We start from the raw sequence: 18,613 nt of genomic DNA on the forward strand, positions 1-18,613 counted from the left end.
GATTAGCCCGCGGCGCCGGCGCCCACGGGCTCGGCGGCAGCCTGCTGGCGCACGGGCGTGGACGTCCGCCCCCAGGAGCCGCGGTGGTAGGCGGGGGCCATGAGCTCCCGGTACCGCGCGTCCCCGAGGGACTCGGCGGCCTCCACGGGCCAGTTCGGGTGCACCAGGGCCGCCCGGCCGATGTCCACCGCGTCGGCGCGGCCCTCCGCGAGCACGGACTCGGCGAGCTCGGGGTCGGTGATCGCGCCGACGGCCGAGACGAACAGCCGGCGCGCGCCGGCGTCGTGCCCCGGATTCTCCTGCATCCCCTGGCCGGAGCCCAGGGCGATGTCTGCGGTCCCGGCGCGCACCGCCGCGGCCAGCGGGACCTGGTAGGCGGGCCCCTGGGGGCCCTGGTAGGTGTCCCCGATGCCGCCGGAGGACACGTCCACCCAGTCCAGGCCGAGCCCGGCCAGCTCGCGCACGAGGGTCACGGTGTCCTGCTCGCCCCAGCTGTCCTCGAGCCAGTCCGAGCCGGAGAGGCGGATCCCGAGGACCTTCTCCGCGGGCCACACGGCGCGCACGGCCTCCGTGACGCGGCGGACGAACCGCGTGCGGTTCTCGAAGGAGCCGCCCCACTCGTCCGTCCGCCGGTTCGTGACGGGGGAGAGGAACTGGTGGATGAGGTAGCCGTGGGCGCCGTGGATCTGCACGGCGTCGAATCCGGCCTCGTCCGCCCGGCGCGCCGCAGCGGCGAAGGCCGTGATGGTGTCCTCGATCTCGGCGGAGGTCAGCTCGCGGGTGGGCCCCACGGAGCTGACGGCGGGGATGCCCGAGGGGGAGACGGTCTCCCAGCCGCCCTCGTCCAGCGGGATGCCCCCGTCCGGGTAGCCGGGGTGGGCCGGCCACGTGGCGGCCTTGGACCCGGCGTGGGCCAGCTGGACGGCCGGGACGGCGCCCTGGGAGCGGACGAAGTCGGCGATCGGCGCCCAGGCATCGCGCTGGACGTCGTTCCACAGGCCCGTGTCCTGGTCCGAGATGCGGCCTTCCGGGACCACGGAGGTGGCCTCGGCCACGACCATCCCGAAGCCGCCGGCGGCGCGCGCTCCCAGGTGCGCCAGATGCCAGGGGCCCGGCACCCCGTCTCTGGCGGTCACCATGTACTGGCACATCGGGGGGAGGATGACGCGGTTGCGCAGGGTCGCACCGGATACGGTCACGGGATCGAAGAGAAGACTCATGTCCGGCACAACGGGCTCGGGACCGACGGTTATTCCTGTGGGCGGTGGGTCCGGGTCGGTTCGTAGACTGGCACCATGCCCTCCTTCCGTGTCCGCCTGCCCATCGGCGACCTGCTGCCCGGCCATGGCCCCGAGGAGGTCATGGACACCGCGGAGGCCGTGCTCGGCTCCATCTACCGCGTGGAGGCCAAGGACCTCGAGGTGGTGGCGCGGGTTCCGCGGATCGTGCTGCGCTTCACCGTGCCCGAGTCCTCCTGGGATGCGGAGCGCTCGGCAGCCGCCACGGCCGCCGGACAGATGCGCGACGCCGTCCGGCAGGTCGCGCAGACCGGTCGCCTCGAGGTGCTGCGCCGGGTCCGCGGACGCTGGGTTCCGGAGGTCTGACATCCGGCACCCGTCCCTAGGTGGCCAGGGACGTGACGAATGCGGTGACGTCCGCCGCGAACCGCGAGGGGTCCTCCATCCTGGGTATGTGGCCCACGCCCGCGTAGACGCGCAGTTCGGCGTGCGGGATGGCCGTGGTGAGGGCCTCCTGCTCGAGGAGCCCCACCCGGCGGTCGGCCTCTCCCCACAGCAGCAGGACGGACGTCTGGATCCGGCCCAGCAGGCCGGCGTCGTCATACTCCACGAGGCCGCCGAACGTCCCCTGCCACACCCGGGCCGGGACCTTCAGGAGCTGCTCCACATGGGTCTCGAACGCCGCGGGATCCTGGTCCCGGGGCGCCGTGCCGGACAGGAAGGTGCGGACGAAGCCGGGGCTGACGGGGTCGGACAGGTTGGAGACGGCGGTCGCCACGAAGTCCTCCATCTCGGGGTGCTGGTACAGGGTCAGCGGGGAGGCCTCGAGGACGAGGCCGGCCACCCGCTCGGGGCTCTCGGCCGCCACCCGGCGGACCACCAGGCAGGAGGCCGAGTGCCCCGCCAGGACCACCCGCCGCAGTCCGATCGCCGTGAGGAACGGGACGACGTCCGCGGCGTAGTCCTGGACCGAGTATCCGGCCTCCGGCTTGTCGGAGTCGCCGTGACCGCGCGCCGAGACGGCCACGGCGTGGACCGAGGGCGGGAAGTGGTGCAGGACGGCGTCGTAGGAACGCCAGGAGTCCGTGGGCCCGGGGAAGAACACCACCGCCGGGCCGGAGGTGTCACCCTGACTCGCGTAGGCGAGGTGGAGGCCGGGCCGGACCTCTACCCTGGCCTGCTGCCGCTGCATGGGACCACGGTAGGCCGCGGCCGGGCGCAGCTCTAGAACTCGTCGACCTCATGGCCGAGCGCCGCCCGGTGCTCGGCGTGGTTGATCCGGTAGCGCCGGTTCTCGGTGGCCAGCAGCACCACGAACAGCCCCATGGCGGCCACGATGGCCACCCACACCGAGGTCATGGACCCCACCAGCCGCGGCACGAGGATCGCCGCCAGCCCCCAGGACAGGCCGAGGGCGATGGTGATGCGGCCCCGCTCGGTCATCGCCATGAAGGCGGCACCCCAGACCACCACCACGAGGGTGAGCACGGCCCAGACGGGACCGGGGATCCAGAGCAGGTTGATGCCGAGGGACTGCAGCCAGATGGAGGCGTTGGTGGCGGCGAAGATCAGTGCCCAGCCGGTGAACAGCCCGATCATCCCGTCCGTGACGGCCCGTTCGGAGCGGGTCCGCGCGGTGTAGAGGTTCAGCTGGTGGATGCTGTCCACGAGCAGGTAGCCCAGGGCCAGCCACACGAACAGCTCCACGCCGAGCAGCACCCCCGTCCGGGCGATGACGAACCAGAGCACGGCCAGGACCATGGCGCCGGAGACCCGCCAGCCGGTGGCCCGCTGCCGGTCCGCGGCGGCCTGGGAGGGCAGCCACTGGTGGACGGTGTAGACGCCCAGGGCCACCCAGAGCACGGGCCAGGCGAACTGGTGCCAGGGCGCCATGGAGAGCATGGAGAACCCGCCCCGGAAGCGGCCCTCGTGGAGTTCGTGCAGCCAGGGGCCGGTGGCGTCCTCGCCCAGGAAGCCCAGGCCGTAGACCCCGCCGAGCACGAACACCGTGTACGCCACGGTCACGGCCACCCGACGGACCAGGTCCGGGAAGGCCGGGGCCGGATCCGGCTCCAGGGAGGGCAGGTTGTAGGGCGGGATGTAGCCGGCCGGGGCCGGCGCCGGCGTGGGGTCCAGGGTGGCCACGGGCGGGCGGGAGCGCCGGACGGTGGCGGCCTCGATGGCCTGGGCCTTCTCCACGATCCGGTCCCGGTGGCGCCATTCCGGCAGGGAGGCCCGCGCGCGGTCCAGCAGCTCGGCGTCGGTGAGGTTCTCCCCGCGCTCCTCGAGCATGGCACGGCGGTCCGCGGGCGGGACCCAGTCGGTGCCGTCCGACTCCCGGGCGGCCGTCTGCAGGGCCCAGGTCTCGCGTTCGCGCTGGCGGGCCAGCCACTCCTCGTGCTCCTGGCGCTCCATCTCCAGGCGCAGGGCCTCCTCCTCGGCGCGCTGGAGCTCCAGGACGCGCTCCCGCTCCCGGCGGGCCTGAACCTCGGCCTGGCGCTGGGCCTCGCGCTCGGCCTCCTCGGCGGCGAGCCGTTCGGCCTCGATCCGCTCCCGCTCGGCCCGCGCCGCGGCCCGCTGGCGCTCGATCTCGGCCAGCCGCTCGGCCTCGAGCCGGTCCCGTTCGGCCTGTTCCTCCGCGAGGCGCCGCTCCTCGGCCTTGCGCGCCCGCTCGGCCTCCCGGTGCTCCTTCTGCCGCTCGTAGGCGGCCTTCACCGTGGCGGGGGAATCGTAGATGGACTGGGAGACCTTGTCCCAGTCCGGTTCGCCCAGGCCGTCGAGCCAGTCGTTGAAGGACTCCAGGGGGCCCTGGGTCTCGTGGGTGTTGGCGTGGCGCAGTCGCGGCGCGGCGGGCCGCTCGTCGGGGCGGGGCTTCTCGGGCCGCTCAGCGGGCTCGGGCTGCTCGGCCTGCTCACCGCGCTCGGGCTGCTGGGAGGGACCGCTCTTCGCCGCGGCCGCCTTCAGGCGCTCCAGCGCGGCAGAGGAGGATGACGAGGACCCGTCCTGGTGCACTGTTCACCCCTCCTTGGAACGTCGTCGCACGGCGATGACCCCCGCAATGACCAACCCTGCAAGGGTACCCAATGCCATGCCCACCAAGGCGCTGGCCCAGAACGGCAGGCCTGTCGCGCCGCCGGTGAACCATCCCAGCCCCACCATGTACACGGACCATACGGCCGAGCCGCTCCCTGACAGGGCCAGGAAGGGTCGCCACGGGATGCCGGCGATCCCGGCGGCCGCCATGGACGCCGTCCGGCCGCCCGACACGAAGCGCAACACGAACAGCGAGGCATAGCCCGGGGCGGGGCCCGCCTTGTCCAGCAGCTTCAGGATCCCGCGGTGGATCCGCTGGCCCCAGCTCGCCCGGTCGAGCAGGCCCGTCAGTCGGTACCGGAACAGGGCATACAGGCCCGCGTCCCCGGCCCAGCAGCCCAGCCAGGTGGCCAGCAGGGAGGGGAACAGGCCCACGGTGCCCACCTGGGCCAGGGCCCCGGAGCCGATGACCAGCAGCTCGCTCGGCACCGGCGGGACGGGGGCGTCCAGGGCCACCAGCAGCGCGGTCAGCGGGTGGAACCACCAGCCCAGGGACTCGACCCAGGCCGCGTCGAGTCCCGCGCCGGCGCCCGCCGCGCTCATCCCGTGCACGGGCCGGGCGCCGGCCGCTCGCCCAGCTGGAGCCGGGAGGAGAACCGGCGCTCGGCCCCGGTCAGCGGATCGGTGAAGCCGATCGTGTGGGCCAGCAGCTGCAGGGGGCGCTCGTAGTCGTCCGGAGCCACGTCCTGCAGCACCGGGTAGAACGGGTCGTTGAGGATGCCCAGTCCCAGCGCGGCCAGGTGCACGCGCAGCTGGTGGGTGCGCCCCGTGTGCGGGAACAGGCGGAGATGCCCGACGCCGGCCCCCGCCCAGGTGCCCGCGGAGACCCCCGCGGCGATCAGCTCGATGCGGGTCTGGGCGTTGGCCCCGGTGGTGGGCCCGTTCGTCTTCCGGCCGGGACGGGCCGGAGCGCCGGGGGAGCGGCCCGACTCCCGCGGCGTGTAGTCCAGGGTCCGGGCCGTCAGCACGCCCTTCACCTTGTCCATCCGGTTGCGGTAGGTCAGCGGGAACCGTGCCGGGAGGTCCGAGCCCCGGCCGGCCGGGAGGGCCGAGACGGCCTCGTAGACCTTCCACACCTGCCGGCGCTCGAAGAGCACCTGGTAGGGGCCGCGGGTGTCCGGGTTGGTGGAGAACAGCAGGACACCGGCGGTGGCGCGGTCCAGGCGGTGCATGGGCACCAGGTGGTCCAGCCCGAGCTGGTTGCGCAGCCGGACCAGGGCAGTCTCCTGGACGAAGCGTCCCCCGGGCGTGGTCGGCAGGAAATGCGGCTTGTCCACCGCGAGGAGGTGCTCGTCCTGGTGCAGGACCGTCACGGGGAAGGGGATCGGATCCTCGTGCGGGACCGTGCGGTAGTACCAGACGAAATCGTGGACGCCCAGGGGCGTGGTCTCGGTGACCACCGCGCCGTCGGCGGCGCGCACCTCGCCGGTGCGGAAGCGCTCGACGATGCCGTCCGGGTCCACGTGCCCCCAGCGGTGCAGGACGTAGTCCAGGATGGAGTCCCAGCCGGAGGCCGGCACCGTGAGCCGGGTCGCGTTGACGCCGTCACGGACGGGCAGGGGTGGGAGCTGGGGCACGGCACCAGTGTTCCAGACCGGTCAGACCCGCGTCATATCGGAGCAGGAGGCCCTGTGCTGTCTGGCGGTCGGCCGGTCTCAGGTGCCGGTGGTCTCGTCCGGGCCCTGCGGCCCGCGGTCCGCCGGCACCAGGACGGTGATGTTGCCGGGGCCGGGCTTGGTCCGGCCGGACCGTCCCTCCGGGACGTGTGCGCCGACGTCGGCGATCACGGACTCCAGCACTGCCCCGGACGGGACCACGCAGTCGCCGAGCAGGACGGAGCGGGACACCCTGGCCCCGGCCTCAATGACAACGCCGGAGCCCACGACGCTGTGCTCGACCTCGCCGAGGACGCGGCAACCGGGGGCCACGTAGGAGGCGGAGACGGAGGCGCGGGTGTCGATCCAGGCCGGCGGGGCGGGCTCGGCGTTGGTGACCAGGGGCCAGCCGGGCCGCGACAGGTCCAGTCCGGTGCCGTCCAGCAGCTCCATGTGGGCCTTGAAATAGGCGTCCACGGTGCCGACGTCCCGCCAGTAGCCCTCCATCCGGTGAGTCTGCGTCCGGCGGTGATCCACGAAGTGCGGGATGATCGTCTCGCCGTAGTCACCCAGCGACTCACCCTCCGGATCATCCTGCTCCGCCGTGAGCTGCCGCGTCACCTCGGCCAGGGCAGCCACGTCGAAGATGAAGATCTCCGTGGCCACGAGGTCGCCCTCGGGGCGTTCCGGCTTGTGGTCGTAGCGGATGGGAACGCCCTGCGCGTCCACCTGGACCACCCCGAACCGGGAGGGGTCCTCATCGGTGTGGGTGGTCACCAGGGTCAGCTCCGCGTCCCCGGACCGGTGCTGCTCGAGGGCCGGGCGCAGGTCGAATTGGTAGAGGTGGTCGGCGCTGAGCACCACCACCGCCTCCGCGCCGAAACCCTCCAGCAGGGGGATCTGCTGGAGCAGGGCGTGGCCGTTGCCGGCGGCGAAGCCCTCCTCGGTCCGGCCCTCGGCCGGAGGCAGCAGGCGCAGCCCGTGGCGCGTGCCGTCGAGGTCCCACGGCCGGCCCCCGGCCAGGTGCTGGTTGAGGGTGAAGGGCCGGTACTGTTCCACGATCCACACGTCGCGCAGCCCCGAGTTGGCCAGGTTGGACAGGACCACGTCGATGAGCCGGAACTGGCCGGCCACCGGGATGGCGGGTTTGGAACGGGCGTCGGTGAGCGGGGCCAGCCGGCTGCCCCGGCCCCCGGCCAGCACGAGGGCCACCGTGGAATGGGCGCGGTCCTGCGGAAACGGGTCGGCCATCTCAACGTCCTCTCAGAGGGTGGGTCAGGGAACGATCATCGCTGGCAGTGCCTACACCAGTACAGGGTACGGACCTGGCCGGTTCGATCGCCGAGGTCCTCCACGGTGACGGGGCCGCCGCAGCGCAGGCAGCCCTGCCGGTTCCGGCCGTACACCCAGTAGTGCGAGTCCCGGCCGCGCGCGCCGGGTCGTGACCGGTGGCCCGACGGCGGCCGGTCGCCTGCCGCTCCCAGCACCCGGACCCCATACGGCGAGGCCGGGTCCGGGACCACGGCCGTGGTGGTGCGCCGCGGCGCCGGGCGGCCCGGCTCGGCCGGCACCGTGTTGACGCGCATCAGGTCCCGGGCCAGGGTGACCAGCCCCGGCAGGTCCGGCACCGAGGCCACCGGCCGGTGCGGGTCCAGTCCGGCCAGCAGCAAGGCCTCGCAGCGGTAGATGTTCCCGATCCCGGAGACCAGCCGCTGGTCCAGCAGGGCCAGGCCGATGGGTTGGTCCGCCCCCGCCGAGAGCCTCCGGACGGCCTCCGCGAGGAGGGCCCCCGCCGTCTCGGGCCGTGCCCAGTCCGGGTCGAGCAGGTCCGGGCCCAGAAAGGCCAGGCGCTCGGGGACCGCCACCGTCGGCAGCACCTCGAGCAGCCCGAGCTGGAACCCGACCACCTGGTCCCGGGCCGTCTCCAGCACGCACCGCGCCTGCCACCCCGGATGCCGCCAGCGCGGGGTGACGGGGCCGCCGCCGGCGCCCAGGAGCGGATAGGCCTCCCACCGCCCCTCCATCTTCAGGTGGGAGAGCACCGTCAGCTCGCCGGCGTCCATCAGCAGGTACTTCGCGCGTGGGCGCACCGAGCGGATGCTCGCCCCGGAGAGGTCGAGGGTGGCCAGCCGGGGCACCCTGAAGTCGGTGCGCACCAGATGACGGCCCGCGAGCACCGGGCGCAGCCGATCGGCCAGTCGGACCAGCGAATCTCCCTCGGGCATGGCTCAGGACCTGAACCTCAGGCCGGAGGGCGAGGAGTAGAACCCGGCCTCCAGCAGGGCGGCCGCCAGGGGCGTGCCCGTCAGGGGCACCCCGTTGACCTTCTCCAGGGACATCTTCTCCACCCGGGCGGTCCGCAGTGCCCAGCCCAGCGACGAGGCCAGCGGGGCCAGCGCGGACTCGTCCTCGGTGAACAGCAGCAGGGTCCGTCCACCGCGCTCCACGTAGAGCACCAGCTCGCCGGCCACGAGCACCACCACGGCGCCGGCCTTCCGCCCGGGCCGCTGTCCCGTGGGCCGCACGCCGTCCGCCCCGGCGGGGATCTCCGGCCACGGCAGGGCGGCGCCGTAGGGATTGGCCGGGTCCGTGGCGGCCAGGGCCACGGCCGGGGTGGCCGGGGCTAAGGGGGCCGGCTGCCAGGGGGAGGGCGGTGCGGTTCCGGCCCCGGAGCCCTCCACGTCCTGCCGGGCGAAGCCGCGCAGCCGGTCCACGGTGGCCCCGGTGGAGAACTGGGCGGCACCGAGGTGCTCGATGTAGTAGCCACGGCGCACCTGGCCGGCCTCCTCCATCCGGGACAGCAGCCGGTACTGGGTGGCGAAGCCGCCGGGGACCTCCTCGGCCACCACGGAGCCGCGCGTGATGACCCCGTAGCGGTCCAGCAGGTACTCGGCGGTGGCGTGGGCGCGGACGGTCGGGTCCGGGGCCGGGTCGGGCAGCAGGGACCAGCGCCCGGCGGCCCGGGCGGCGTCCGCCGGGCCCAGGTCGACCGGCAGGCCGCCGCCCCCACGGCCCCCGCCGCCGCCGAGATGGTCGTGTTCGGCCCCCGCGCCGATCCCTCCGGTGGCCTCTTCGAGCCGGCGCAGCCGGGACAGCCGCGACCCCCGGCCGGGCCGGGCCGGACGGGCCCGGGGCGAGCGGGACCGGGACTTGTGGGCGGTGCGGCCCTGGCCCAGCAGCCCGCGGACCGGGGTGAAGGTGTCGTTGCCCACGCGCCCGGCCCACACCAGGTCCCACAGGGCGGTCAGCAGCTCGGCGGAGGAGGGCCGCGCCGCGCCGGAGGGGAGCGGGCCGCCGGGGGCCGGGGCGCCGCCGTCGGACTCCGTCATCAGGGCCCGGGCGCGCTCGGCGAGCCCGCCGAAGAACCAGGCCCCGCCGCCGCCGAGCACCTCCAGCACCGCCCGGTGCGCCGGGCCGGGCTCGAAGCCCTCGGGCCGGGTGAGGGAGAGGTCGGCGGTCTCGGCGGCATGGAAGGCGATCCAGCCGTCGTTGCCGCTGGCCGCGGCCGTGCCGGAGAACAGGAACTCGCCGCTGGCCAGCAGCTCGTCCAGCAGGGCCGGCGCGTAGTCGCGGACGCGGGAGGGCAGCACATGGGACTCCCAGGCGCTCGCCGGCACGGGCACCCCGGAGAGCTGGTCCAGGACCGCGGCCACGCCGTCCACCCCGTTCAGGGTGGCCGGGGAGCCGCCGCCGGAGGCCGGGGCCAGGTGCTGCCAGTCGGCGAGGAACCGGGCGTAGCCGGACTGCTCCACCGGCTCGACCTCGGCCCGGAGGGCTGCCAGCGAACGGCGACGGATGCGCCGCAGGACCTCGACCTCGCACCACTCTGCCTCCAGTGGCCCAGCGGGGCCGTGTTCCCCGGCGCCGGGCCGGAACTGCCCCTCGCTCACCCGGTGCTCCGCGGCGAGCCGCTGCAGGACCTGGTGCACGACGGCGGCGCCCAGTCCCAGCGCGGCCCCGGCCTCGGTGGCGGTGAAGGGGCCGTGGGTGCGTGCGTAGCGGGAGACGAGGTCCCCGAGGGGATCCGCGACCGGCTCGACGAAGGCGACCGGGATGCCCATCGGCAGGGCCACCCCGAGGGCGTCCCGCAGGCGCGCGGCGTCCTCGACTGCGGCGTAGCGGGTCTGCCCGGCCAGGCGCACCCTCAGCGCGCGGTTCGCGGCGACCAGGTGGTCGAGGAGGGCGGAGGCCTCGGTAACCGTAGCGGCGAGGGGACTCGATCCCCCCGCCTCCTCGGAGTCGCTGGCTCCGGACCGCAGCCGGGCGGCCGCCTCCTCCGCGGACAGCGGACCGAGCAGGCGGAGCAGGTCCGCCAGCCCCTCGAGGCCCTTGACCCGGCGGTCCGGGGAGAGCCGCTGCAGGTCCGCCTCGACCGTCGCGATCACGGCGGGGTCCAACAGGTCCCGCAGCTCGGCGCGGCCGAGCAGCTCGTTGAGCAGTCCGGGGTCCAGCGAGAGGGCGGCGGCGCGGCGCTCGGCCAGCGGGGAATCGCCCTCGTAGATGAACTGGGCCACGTAGCCGAACAGCAGGGACTGCGCGAAGGGCGAGGGGGACTGCGTGGTGGTCTCCACCAGGCGCAGCGACTTCGCCTCGATCCGGGTGGCGAGCTCCTTCAGGGCGGGCAGGTCGTAGACGTCCTGCAGGCACTCACGGACGGTCTCCAGGATGATCGGGAAGCGCGGGTACTTCCGGGCGACCTCGAGCAGCTGGGCCGAGCGCTGGCGCTGCTGCCACAGCGGGGTGCGCTTGCCCGGGTCCCGGCGGGGCAGCAGCAGGGCGCGGGCGGCGTTCTCCCGGAACCGGGCGGCGAACAGTGCCGAGCCGCCCACCTCGGCGGTGACGATCTCCTCGAGCTCCTCCGCGCTGAACAGGAACAGCTCCGCCCCGGGCGGCTCGTCCTCCATCAGGGGCACGCGCAGCACGATCCCGTCGTCCGCGGCCATGGCCGAGCCGTCCATGCCGTACCGCGCGTGCAGCCGCGCCCCCACCGCCAGCGCCCACGGGGCGTGCACCGGCATCCCGTAGGGGGAGTGCAGCACCACCCTCCAGTCCCCGAGCTCGTCGTGGAACCGCTCCACCACAAGGGTCTTCTCCGTGGGCAGCTGGCCGGTGGCCTCCTGCTGCTCCGTCAGGTACGCGGTCAGGTTGTCCCGCGCCCACCCGTCCAGGCCGGCGGCCTCGAGCCGCACGGCGGCCCGGTCCTCCGGGTGCCCCGCGCCGGCCGCGACCTCCCGGCGGAAGGCCCCCACGGCCTCGCCCAGCTCGACGGGGCGCCCCTCGGCATCCCCGCGCCAGAAGGGCAGCCGACCGGGCTGGCCGAAGGCGGGGACCACGAGCACGCGATCGTGCGTGATGTCCTGGATCTGCCAGCTGGTGGCACCCAGGACGATGACGTCTCCCTCGCGGGACTCGTAGACCATCTCCTCATCCAGCTCGCCGACCCGCCGCCCTCCCGTGCGGGCGGTGCCGGACTTCTCGTCCTCCGTGCCGGCCAGGAAGACGCCGAAGAGCCCCCGGTCCGGGATGGTGCCGCCGGAGGTGACGGCGAGCCACTGCGAGCCGGTCCGGCCAGCCAGGGTGCCCGCCTCTCGGTCCCAGACCACGCGCGGGCGCAGCTCGGCGAACTCGTCCGAGGGGTAGCGACCGGAGAGCAGGTCCAGCACGGACTCGTAGGCCGAATGCGGCAGGGTGGCGAACGGGGCCGAGCGGCGGAGCGTATCGAACCAGGCCTCCACGTCCACGTCCTCCAGGGCGCAGGCAGCCACCGTCTGCTGGGCCAGGATGTCCAAAGGGTTGGCCGGGATGGACATCGACTCGATCCGCCCGGAGAGCATGCGCTCCACCACCACGGCGGTGTCCACGAGGTCCCCGCGATGCTTGGGGAAGAACCAGCCCGTGGAGGTCTCCCCGACCTGGTGCCCCGCGCGGCCCACGCGCTGCAGGCCCGAGGCCACCGAGGGCGGGGACTCCACCTGGATCACCAGGTCCACCGCCCCCATGTCGATGCCCAGCTCCAGCGAGCTGGTGGCCACCACGCAGCGCAGGGTGCCGGACTTCAGGGCATCCTCGATCAGCGCCCGCTGCTCCTTGGACACCGAGCCGTGGTGGGCGCGGGCGAACTCGTCCTCCGTGCCCTGGGCGGCGTGGCCGCTGGACTGCCCCGCCCCGCCCATCAGCTCGGCGGGCGAGTGGCGGGGGGCGTGCGCGCGGGGAGTGACTGGCTGGTCCGCGGTGCCGGGCGGCTGGGAGCCGCCCTCGGGCTGGGAGGGGGCGCCGCCGTCGGGCCCCTGGCCTCCTGGCTCCTGCCGTTCCTCCCAGATCTCGTTGAGGCGCCCGGTCAGCCGCTCGGCCAGGCGGCGCGAGTTGGCGAAGACGATGGTGGACCGGTTCGCGGCGACGAGGTCCACGATCCGCTCCTCCACGTGCGGCCAGATCGAGGCGTTGGCCTGCAGCCCGGACCCGGGCCCGAGGTCGTGGGCCGCGGGGGTGGAGGGCAGCTCCGTCATGTCCGGCACCGGGACCGTGACGTGGACGTCCCAGGACTTGGTGGAGGTCGGCGCCACCACGCGCACGGGCTGGATGCCGCCGAGGAACCGCGCCACCTCCTCCTTCGGCTCGACCGTGGCGGAGAGCCCGATGCGCTGGGCGGGCGTCTGCAGCAGCGCGTCGAGCCGTTCGAGGGAGACCGCCAGGTGCGCGCCCCGCTTGGTGCCGGCCACGGCGTGCACCTCGTCCACGATCACCGTCTCCACACCCGCGAGCGTGGCCCGCGCCTGCGAGGTCAGCATGAGGTAGAGCGACTCGGGGGTGGTGATCAGGATGTCCGGGGGGTGGCTGGCGAGCTGTCGGCGCTCGCGGGCTGGGGTGTCCCCGGACCGGACGCCGACGCGGACCTCGGGAGGCTCCGCCCCGAGCCGCTTGGCCGTCTGTGTGATACCGATCAGCGGCGTGCGCAGGTTGCGCTCCACGTCCACGCCGAGGGCCTTGAGCGGGGAGATGTACAGGACACGGGTCCGCTGGACCGTCGCGGACTTCTCCGCCGGGGTGCGCAGGAACCCATCCAGGGCCCAGAGGAAGGCGGACAGCGTCTTGCCCGAACCGGTGGGGGCCACCACGAGCGCGTGCTGGCCGGAGGAGATGGCGTCCCACGCGCCGAGCTGCGCCGTGGTCGGCGCGGCGAAGGCCCCCGCGAACCACTCACGCGTGGCGGGGGTGAACCGGGCGAGGACCTCGTCCGCCGCGGGCTGTCTCTCGGGACCCGGCGCGGCGCCGGGCTGGGGGTGTCGGGCCATTGCGGCCATGCTACGCCGGGGGCCGGACGAGGTAGCGGCCCTCGTGGGACGATGACCGCATGAGCGATTGGCGATTCGAGTTCACGGACGGAGCGCACTCTGCGGCCCGGGACCAGGCGGAGGTGGACCTCGAACTGCGCCTGGACACCTGCTCCGCCCGTGTGGGCAGGGCCCAGTCCGAACTGCAGCGTGCGGTCGGAGAGCTGATCCCTCTGGTCCAGGAGGCCGCCGCCGGAGGAATGCCGGTGGACCGGGTCGCGTCCTTCGCCCGGATCGCCGCCGAGGACGTGCAGAGGATCCTGGACACCGGGCGTCTGTACTGATCACCCGGACCCAATGTGGGACCGTCCCTCGAGAGTGGGGTTCCGTAGGGTGTTAGACGCAAACACCCTGCGGATTCCAGCAGTCGATGGACGGGTTACGCCAGCGGAGAGTGCCGCGGGTGCTCAGACGTGATCGGCATAGTCGCGGTGGGTCCGGAAGCGGGACAGCACCAGGGTGCAGGCGAGCATCACGAGGGCCGCAAAGACGACGTACAGGGCGACGGACCAACTCGAGCCGGTCTGTGCGAGCAGTGATGTTGCGATGAGCGGGGCGAAGCCACCGCCGGCGATAGCGCCGAACTGGTAGGCCATGCTGATGCCGGAGTACCGGATGTTGGCGGGGAACGCCTGGGTCAGGATGGGAGGGACCACCGACCAGGCGAAGGACGTGGAGGCGTGGGCCAGGATGGTGGCCAGGGCGGCCAACCAGATGTTTCCGGTGTTGAACAGCGGGAAGAACAGCAGTGCCGTCGCCGCCATGAGGACGGCGCCCAGCACGGCCATCCGGGTCAGGCCGGTGCGATCGGCACGCTGGGCCAGCAGCGGCAGCATGATGATCTGCAGGACGCAACAGGCGATCCCGATCCACAGCAGTGAGGTCTGCGAGTAGCCGATCTGTGCCGTTCCGTAGGACAGGGCCCAGGTCAGCACGATGTAGGACAGGATCGAGGGGACCCCGGCGACGAAGATCGTCAGCAGCAGTTGCGGGGTGAAGCGCTTGAAGACCTCGAGGAAGGGAACCTTGGCCGGCTCGTTCTTGACCGACTCCTCGAACAGCGGGCTCTCCCCGAGCCGGCGGCGGGCCCAGATGCCGACGACCACCAGCAGGAAGCTGACCACGAAGGCGATCCGCCACCCCCATTCCAGGAAGGCGGGCCCGGTGGCGGCCATGAGGATGATGAGCATGAGGTTGGCCAGCATCAGGCCGGCGGGCAACCCCATGGTGGGTGCGGCCCCGTACAGGGACCGCTTGCCAGCCGGGGCGTGCTCGATGGCCATGGTCACCGCGCCACCCCATTCGGCGCCGACACCCAGTCCCTGGATCAGCCGGAGGACGGTGAGCAGCGCGGGTGCCCACATGCCGATGGACTCATAGGTGGGGATCAGGCCGATGAGGACGGTGGCCCCGCCCATCAGGTAGAGGGAGAGGACCAGCATGCGCTTACGACCGATGCGATCCCCGAAGTGTCCGGCGAGGATCCCGCCGACCGGCCGGGCGATGAATCCGAAGGCGAAGGTGGCGAAGGCCCCCAGCTGACTGGCCGTCGGGTCATCCGAGGGGAAGAACTGAGGCCCGAAGATCAGCGCGGCGGAGGCAGCGTAGAGGAAGAAGTCATACCACTCGATGGTGGTTCCCAGGAAGGTGGCGCCGATGACGCGGCGGGCCTCCCTGCTCCGCTCGGCCTCGGAGGTGGGCGTTCTGACTGTGGCGGTTGGTGTACTGGTGGCGACGTCGTCATGGTGCTGGGACATGGTCTGCTCCGTTTCAGAGGAAGGCACTGTGGCCGGTGATGGCCCGGCCCACGATGAGGGTGTTGATCTGGTCGGTGCCCTCGAAGGTGTAGAGGGATTCGGCGTCGGCGTGGAACCGGGCCGCCTTGTGCTCCAGCAGGATGCCGTTGCCGCCCAACAGCTCGCGTCCCAGGGCCGCGGTCTGGCGCATGTGGCGGCAGACCCAGGTCTTGGCCAAGGCCGCCTGTTCGCCGCTGACCCCTCCTGCGGCCGCCAGGTGGGACAGCCGGACGGCGATGGCCAGGGAGGCGTTGGTGTTGCCGAGCATGGTCACGAGGTGGTCCTGGACCAGCTGGAACGACGCGATGGGTCGGCCGAACTGCTCGCGTTTCCTGGTGTAGTCCAGCACGGTCTCGTAGAGACCCAGCTGCAGTCCGGTGGCGTTCCAAACCACGTCCGGACGCAGGGTCTCGAAGGCCCGGTTCAGATCCGCGAAGGAGTTGATCCGCTGCAGGCGGAAGGTCTCCGGAACGCGCACGTCCCGCAGGCGGATGTCCGAGTTGTCGACCATGCGCAGCGAGGTCTTGCCCTCGATCTTGGACAGTTCCAGGCCGGGATCGTCGGTGCGGGCCAGGAATACCTTGACTTGACCGTCGTCTACATCCTTCGCGGCCACCGCCACGTATTGGGAGAAGGCCGCGTTGCCGATCCATCGTTTGGCGCCGTTGAGGACCCAGCCCTCGCCGTCCCGGCGGGCCTCGGTCTGGACCCCGCGCGCAATGTCCGAGCCGTGGTCCGGCTCGGTCAGGGCGAAGCAGCCCGTCATCCGGAAGGCGGCGATCTCCGCGTCCCAGGCATCCACCTGCTCCTCGCTGCCGCCGGTGGCCACCACCGTGCGGAACATCCCGGCCTGACCGCCGAAGAGGATCGCCACGGAGCCGTCCACGCGGGAGAACTCGAGGTTTCGGAAGCCGGAGAACAACGGCCTGACGGTTTCCCCGGCTGCCCGGATCTCGGCCGGGTCGGCGAGGTCCAGTGCGGCCAACCCGTCCCTCAGGAACACGGGGGACTCTCCGCGTTCCCAGTGGTCGGCCAACACCGGCTCGGCCTCAGTCCGGAGGAAGGAGCGGAGCCGGTCCAGCACGGTCTGCTCCGCCTCGGAGAGCAGGTCGGCGTAGCCGAAGTAATCGGCGGTGCCCAGGAATCCGGTGGTCATGCCTGCTCCTCAGGGTCTGATCCGCCCGGCGCGGTGGGTGGGGCTGTGGGTGGGGCCTGGTGTGGTGCGTCCCGAGCGGCGAGGGCCTTGAGCGAGCGCATGTCGAGCTTTCCGGAGGGGCCCCGGTTCAAGGTGTCCCGCAGGAAGAGGGCGCGCGGCTTCTTGTACCCGGCGAGCCGGGACCCGAGGTCCTCTAACAGGTCCTTCTCGGTGACCGAGGCACCGGGATCGACGGCGACCGCGGCCGTCACCCGTTCTCCCCACACGGGGTCAGGGGTTCCGAAGACCACTGCATCCAGCACGCCGGGGTGCCCCATCAGGACCTCCTCGACCTCACCCGGGAAGACCTTCTCGCCTCCCGTGTTCACCACGGAACTGCCACGGCCCAGCAACTCGATGTATCCGTGCTCCTGGACACGGACGTAGTCGCCGGGCGAGCAGTGTCGGACTCCGTTGATCACCGGGTAGGTCTCCTCGGACTTCTCCGAGTCGTTCAGGTAGCCCCTGGGCAGGGCGCCGCGATAGGCCAGCACCCCAATGGCACCGGGCTCGTCCTGGACCTCGCGCTGGCCCGGGTCCAGGACGACGGCATCATCGGTTAACCGGAACCGGGCCGGCAACTCGTCGGCGGCAGTCGTGGTGGCCGTGGCATAGGGGCCGCCCTCCGTGGAGGCCAGGATGTCCACGATCGAGACCTGGCCCAACGCGTGGATGCGACGCTTGGTGTCGTCGCTGAACCGCATGCCGGAACTGATGACCGAGGTCAGGGATGGTGCGGACCCGGCCTGCTCGGTCTCGAGTGCCTCCAGCAGGGGGACCACGACGGCGTCACCAGCCACGATAAGCCTGGTCACCGCCGCGGCCACGATGAGCCGGGACGCGGCTGCCGGGGACAGGCTGGCGCTGGGGTTGATGACCACCGTGCCGCCGACCGCCAGGGTATTCATGGCGCTGAACAGGGCGGTGGCGTGGATGAAGGGGGCCAGCGGCAGGGTGCGAACCCTCGGGAGGCTCTCATCCACGGCCACCGCGACGGCCGCCTCCAGATCCGCCGGCGGCTCCAGGCCCAGGGGGCCGTAGATGGAGGACTGCTGGATATGCAGCAGATCGCCGATGCCCCAGACCACCGCCTTGGGAGTGCCCGTGGTGCCACCGGTGAAGATGTACAACTCGGCGTCACGGCTCGGATCAGGGCGACGCTCTCGGTGTCCGTCCCCGTCGACGGGGGCGGACAGATCCTTGAACTGAACGCGATCCACACCGGGCTCCTTCGGGAACCCGGCATCGGCACCGATCTCGACCAGCAGCTTCAGGGACTCTGCGGCGCGGCCCTCCAGGAGGCTGAGGGCTTCCTCGACCGCCGGAGCATAGGCAGCCCCATGAGCCAGCACCGTTGGCTCGCTGACCCGGAGCAGCGCAGCCAACTCGGTGCCCTGGTACCGGAAGTTCACGGACACCGGGATCGCTTCGAGTTTGAGGCAGGCGTAGAACAGCACGAGGTACTCGGCGGTGTTGTGCAGGAAGAACGCCACGCGATCCCCGGAGCCCACACCCCGGCTGGCCATGGCGTCCGCAACGGCGGACGCGAGCTGCTCGAGCTCACCGTAGGTCAGGTCACGGTGATCGGCCCGGATGGCCGTCAGGTGTGGTGCGCGCGCGGCTATGCGGTTCCAGAGGACGGCATAGTTCTCATACATTCCAGGACTCCCGTGAGACGACGTCGTGGGCTACGGCTGTGAGCTGCGCCACTCCGAGTTTCAGGCATCCTGAAATTATAGTCAAGGGGCGCGGTGGCGCCCTCGACCTGGCCGGCGTCCGGACCTACCGCGGGCCTACCGGTAGTAGCGCAGCAGCATCTTGGCCACGCAGGCCGGCTTGGCGGAGCCCTCGACCTCGATGGTCACGGCGACCGAGATCTGCTGTCCGGCCTCGAGCGGCGTGGTGTCGACGATCTCGCCACGCAGTCGAATGTGGCCGCCCACGGGAACCGGGGCGGGAAAACGCAGCCGGTCCAGGCCGTAGTTCATTCCAGTGGCCATGTCGGTCACCTCGAGCACCTCAGCCATGAGGGGCACGATCAGGCTCAGGGTCAGGTAGCCGTGGGCCACGGTTCGCCCGAAGGGGCTGCGGGCTGCGACGGTGGGGTCGAGGTGGATGGGATTGCGGTCCCTGGAGACGTCCGCATAGGCGTTGACGTCCGCTTGGGTCACGCGGAACCAGGGCGAAGGGCCGAGGCTCTGCCCCTGCAGGGCGGGGAGGCCGGCGACGGTGGTGCTGACCTTGGTGATCGCAGGTGCTGCCATGGTGTTTTCCTTGCGTTGACGCTCAGATGGGACTACTTTCAGGCTACCTGATATAAGACGTGTTGCGTGCTAGGTTGATGCCCAGCCGGGCGGGCTCCGCC

General features: G+C 72.4%; 14 protein-coding genes. 2 read left to right on the top strand and 12 right to left on the bottom strand.

Annotation, left to right across the window (positions count from 1 at the left end; translation table 11 throughout):
- Positions 1 to 2: 2 nt before the first annotated feature.
- Complete coding sequence (locus RE421_RS05740) at positions 3 to 1,199, bottom strand: NADH:flavin oxidoreductase/NADH oxidase (RefSeq protein ID WP_309815735.1); 1,197 nt, start codon at positions 1,197 to 1,199, stop codon at positions 3 to 5.
- Between the two features lie 96 nt (positions 1,200 to 1,295).
- Between RE421_RS05740 and RE421_RS05745 the strand changes: the two genes are divergently transcribed.
- Positions 1,296 to 1,604, top strand: coding sequence for a hypothetical protein (locus RE421_RS05745; RefSeq protein WP_309815738.1), 309 nt, complete (start codon positions 1,296 to 1,298; stop codon positions 1,602 to 1,604).
- A 16-nt stretch (positions 1,605 to 1,620) separates the two neighbouring features.
- Here the strand turns inward: RE421_RS05745 and RE421_RS05750 are convergent, their stop codons facing one another.
- From RE421_RS05750 to RE421_RS05780, 7 genes are all read right to left on the bottom strand, one after another.
- Entirely contained in the window at positions 1,621 to 2,430 is an 810-nt protein-coding gene (locus RE421_RS05750) for an alpha/beta hydrolase (protein WP_309815741.1), read from the bottom strand.
- Positions 2,431 to 2,462: 32 nt separating this feature from the next.
- Positions 2,463 to 4,250, bottom strand: coding sequence for a hypothetical protein (locus RE421_RS05755; protein ID WP_309815745.1), 1,788 nt, complete (start codon positions 4,248 to 4,250; stop codon positions 2,463 to 2,465).
- A 3-nt stretch (positions 4,251 to 4,253) separates the two neighbouring features.
- Positions 4,254 to 4,874: a VTT domain-containing protein gene (locus RE421_RS05760; protein ID WP_309815748.1), complete on the bottom strand. Its 621-nt coding sequence runs from the start codon at positions 4,872 to 4,874 to the stop codon at positions 4,254 to 4,256.
- A complete protein-coding gene (locus RE421_RS05765) occupies positions 4,871 to 5,908 on the bottom strand; it encodes a pseudouridine synthase (RefSeq protein WP_309815750.1) in 1,038 nt (345 codons plus the stop codon). Before RE421_RS05765 ends, RE421_RS05760 begins: the two co-directional genes overlap by 4 nt.
- A gap of 78 nt (positions 5,909 to 5,986) precedes the next feature.
- Positions 5,987 to 7,177, bottom strand: coding sequence for a sugar phosphate nucleotidyltransferase (locus RE421_RS05770; protein ID WP_309815753.1), 1,191 nt, complete (start codon positions 7,175 to 7,177; stop codon positions 5,987 to 5,989).
- Between the two features lie 35 nt (positions 7,178 to 7,212).
- Complete coding sequence (locus RE421_RS05775; RefSeq protein WP_309815756.1) at positions 7,213 to 8,151, bottom strand: DNA-formamidopyrimidine glycosylase family protein; 939 nt, start codon at positions 8,149 to 8,151, stop codon at positions 7,213 to 7,215.
- A 3-nt stretch (positions 8,152 to 8,154) separates the two neighbouring features.
- A complete protein-coding gene (locus tag RE421_RS05780) occupies positions 8,155 to 13,218 on the bottom strand; it encodes an ATP-dependent helicase (RefSeq protein ID WP_309815758.1) in 5,064 nt (1,687 codons plus the stop codon).
- A gap of 59 nt (positions 13,219 to 13,277) precedes the next feature.
- Between RE421_RS05780 and RE421_RS05785 the strand changes: the two genes are divergently transcribed.
- Complete coding sequence (locus RE421_RS05785) at positions 13,278 to 13,541, top strand: hypothetical protein (RefSeq protein ID WP_309815760.1); 264 nt, start codon at positions 13,278 to 13,280, stop codon at positions 13,539 to 13,541.
- Positions 13,542 to 13,664: 123 nt separating this feature from the next.
- Here the strand turns inward: RE421_RS05785 and RE421_RS05790 are convergent, their stop codons facing one another.
- The 4 genes from RE421_RS05790 to RE421_RS05805 all read right to left on the bottom strand — a co-directional run bounded on the left by RE421_RS05790 (position 13,665) and on the right by RE421_RS05805 (position 18,512).
- A complete protein-coding gene (locus tag RE421_RS05790) occupies positions 13,665 to 15,014 on the bottom strand; it encodes an MFS transporter (RefSeq protein WP_309815765.1) in 1,350 nt (449 codons plus the stop codon).
- Positions 15,015 to 15,027: 13 nt separating this feature from the next.
- Positions 15,028 to 16,209 carry an acyl-CoA dehydrogenase family protein gene (locus RE421_RS05795; protein WP_309815767.1) on the bottom strand — a complete coding sequence of 394 codons (1,182 nt, stop codon included), beginning with the start codon at positions 16,207 to 16,209 and terminating at the stop codon, positions 15,028 to 15,030.
- The gene (locus RE421_RS05800; protein ID WP_309815770.1) at positions 16,206 to 17,906 is read right to left on the bottom strand and encodes an AMP-binding protein; all 1,701 of its coding nucleotides are present in this window, start codon (positions 17,904 to 17,906) and stop codon (positions 16,206 to 16,208) included. The genes RE421_RS05795 and RE421_RS05800 overlap by 4 nt, the downstream gene beginning before the upstream one ends.
- Before the next feature lie 135 nt (positions 17,907 to 18,041).
- Positions 18,042 to 18,512 carry a MaoC family dehydratase gene (locus tag RE421_RS05805; protein ID WP_309815774.1) on the bottom strand — a complete coding sequence of 157 codons (471 nt, stop codon included), beginning with the start codon at positions 18,510 to 18,512 and terminating at the stop codon, positions 18,042 to 18,044.
- Between the last annotated feature and the right edge of the window lie 101 nt (positions 18,513 to 18,613).

This window comes from Citricoccus sp. I39-566, assembly GCF_031432995.1.
Classification (GTDB): Bacteria; Actinomycetota; Actinomycetes; order Actinomycetales; family Micrococcaceae; genus Citricoccus; species Citricoccus nitrophenolicus_A.

Bases quoted from the DNA above. Each gene is read 5' to 3' on its own strand.
- RE421_RS05745 (WP_309815738.1), top strand. From the start codon at position 1,296: ATGCCCTCCTTCCGTGTCCGCCTGCCCATCGGCGACCTGCTGCCCGGC.
- RE421_RS05750 (WP_309815741.1), bottom strand. From the start codon at position 2,430: ATGCAGCGGCAGCAGGCCAGGGTAGAGGTCCGGCCCGGCCTCCACCTC.
- RE421_RS05760 (WP_309815748.1), bottom strand. From the start codon at position 4,874: ATGAGCGCGGCGGGCGCCGGCGCGGGACTCGACGCGGCCTGGGTCGAG.
- RE421_RS05770 (WP_309815753.1), bottom strand. From the start codon at position 7,177: ATGGCCGACCCGTTTCCGCAGGACCGCGCCCATTCCACGGTGGCCCTC.
- RE421_RS05775 (WP_309815756.1), bottom strand. From the start codon at position 8,151: ATGCCCGAGGGAGATTCGCTGGTCCGACTGGCCGATCGGCTGCGCCCG.
- RE421_RS05780 (WP_309815758.1), bottom strand. From the start codon at position 13,218: ATGGCCCGACACCCCCAGCCCGGCGCCGCGCCGGGTCCCGAGAGACAG.
- RE421_RS05785 (WP_309815760.1), top strand. From the start codon at position 13,278: ATGAGCGATTGGCGATTCGAGTTCACGGACGGAGCGCACTCTGCGGCC.
- RE421_RS05790 (WP_309815765.1), bottom strand. From the start codon at position 15,014: ATGTCCCAGCACCATGACGACGTCGCCACCAGTACACCAACCGCCACA.
- RE421_RS05795 (WP_309815767.1), bottom strand. From the start codon at position 16,209: ATGACCACCGGATTCCTGGGCACCGCCGATTACTTCGGCTACGCCGAC.
- RE421_RS05800 (WP_309815770.1), bottom strand. From the start codon at position 17,906: ATGTATGAGAACTATGCCGTCCTCTGGAACCGCATAGCCGCGCGCGCA.
- RE421_RS05805 (WP_309815774.1), bottom strand. From the start codon at position 18,512: ATGGCAGCACCTGCGATCACCAAGGTCAGCACCACCGTCGCCGGCCTC.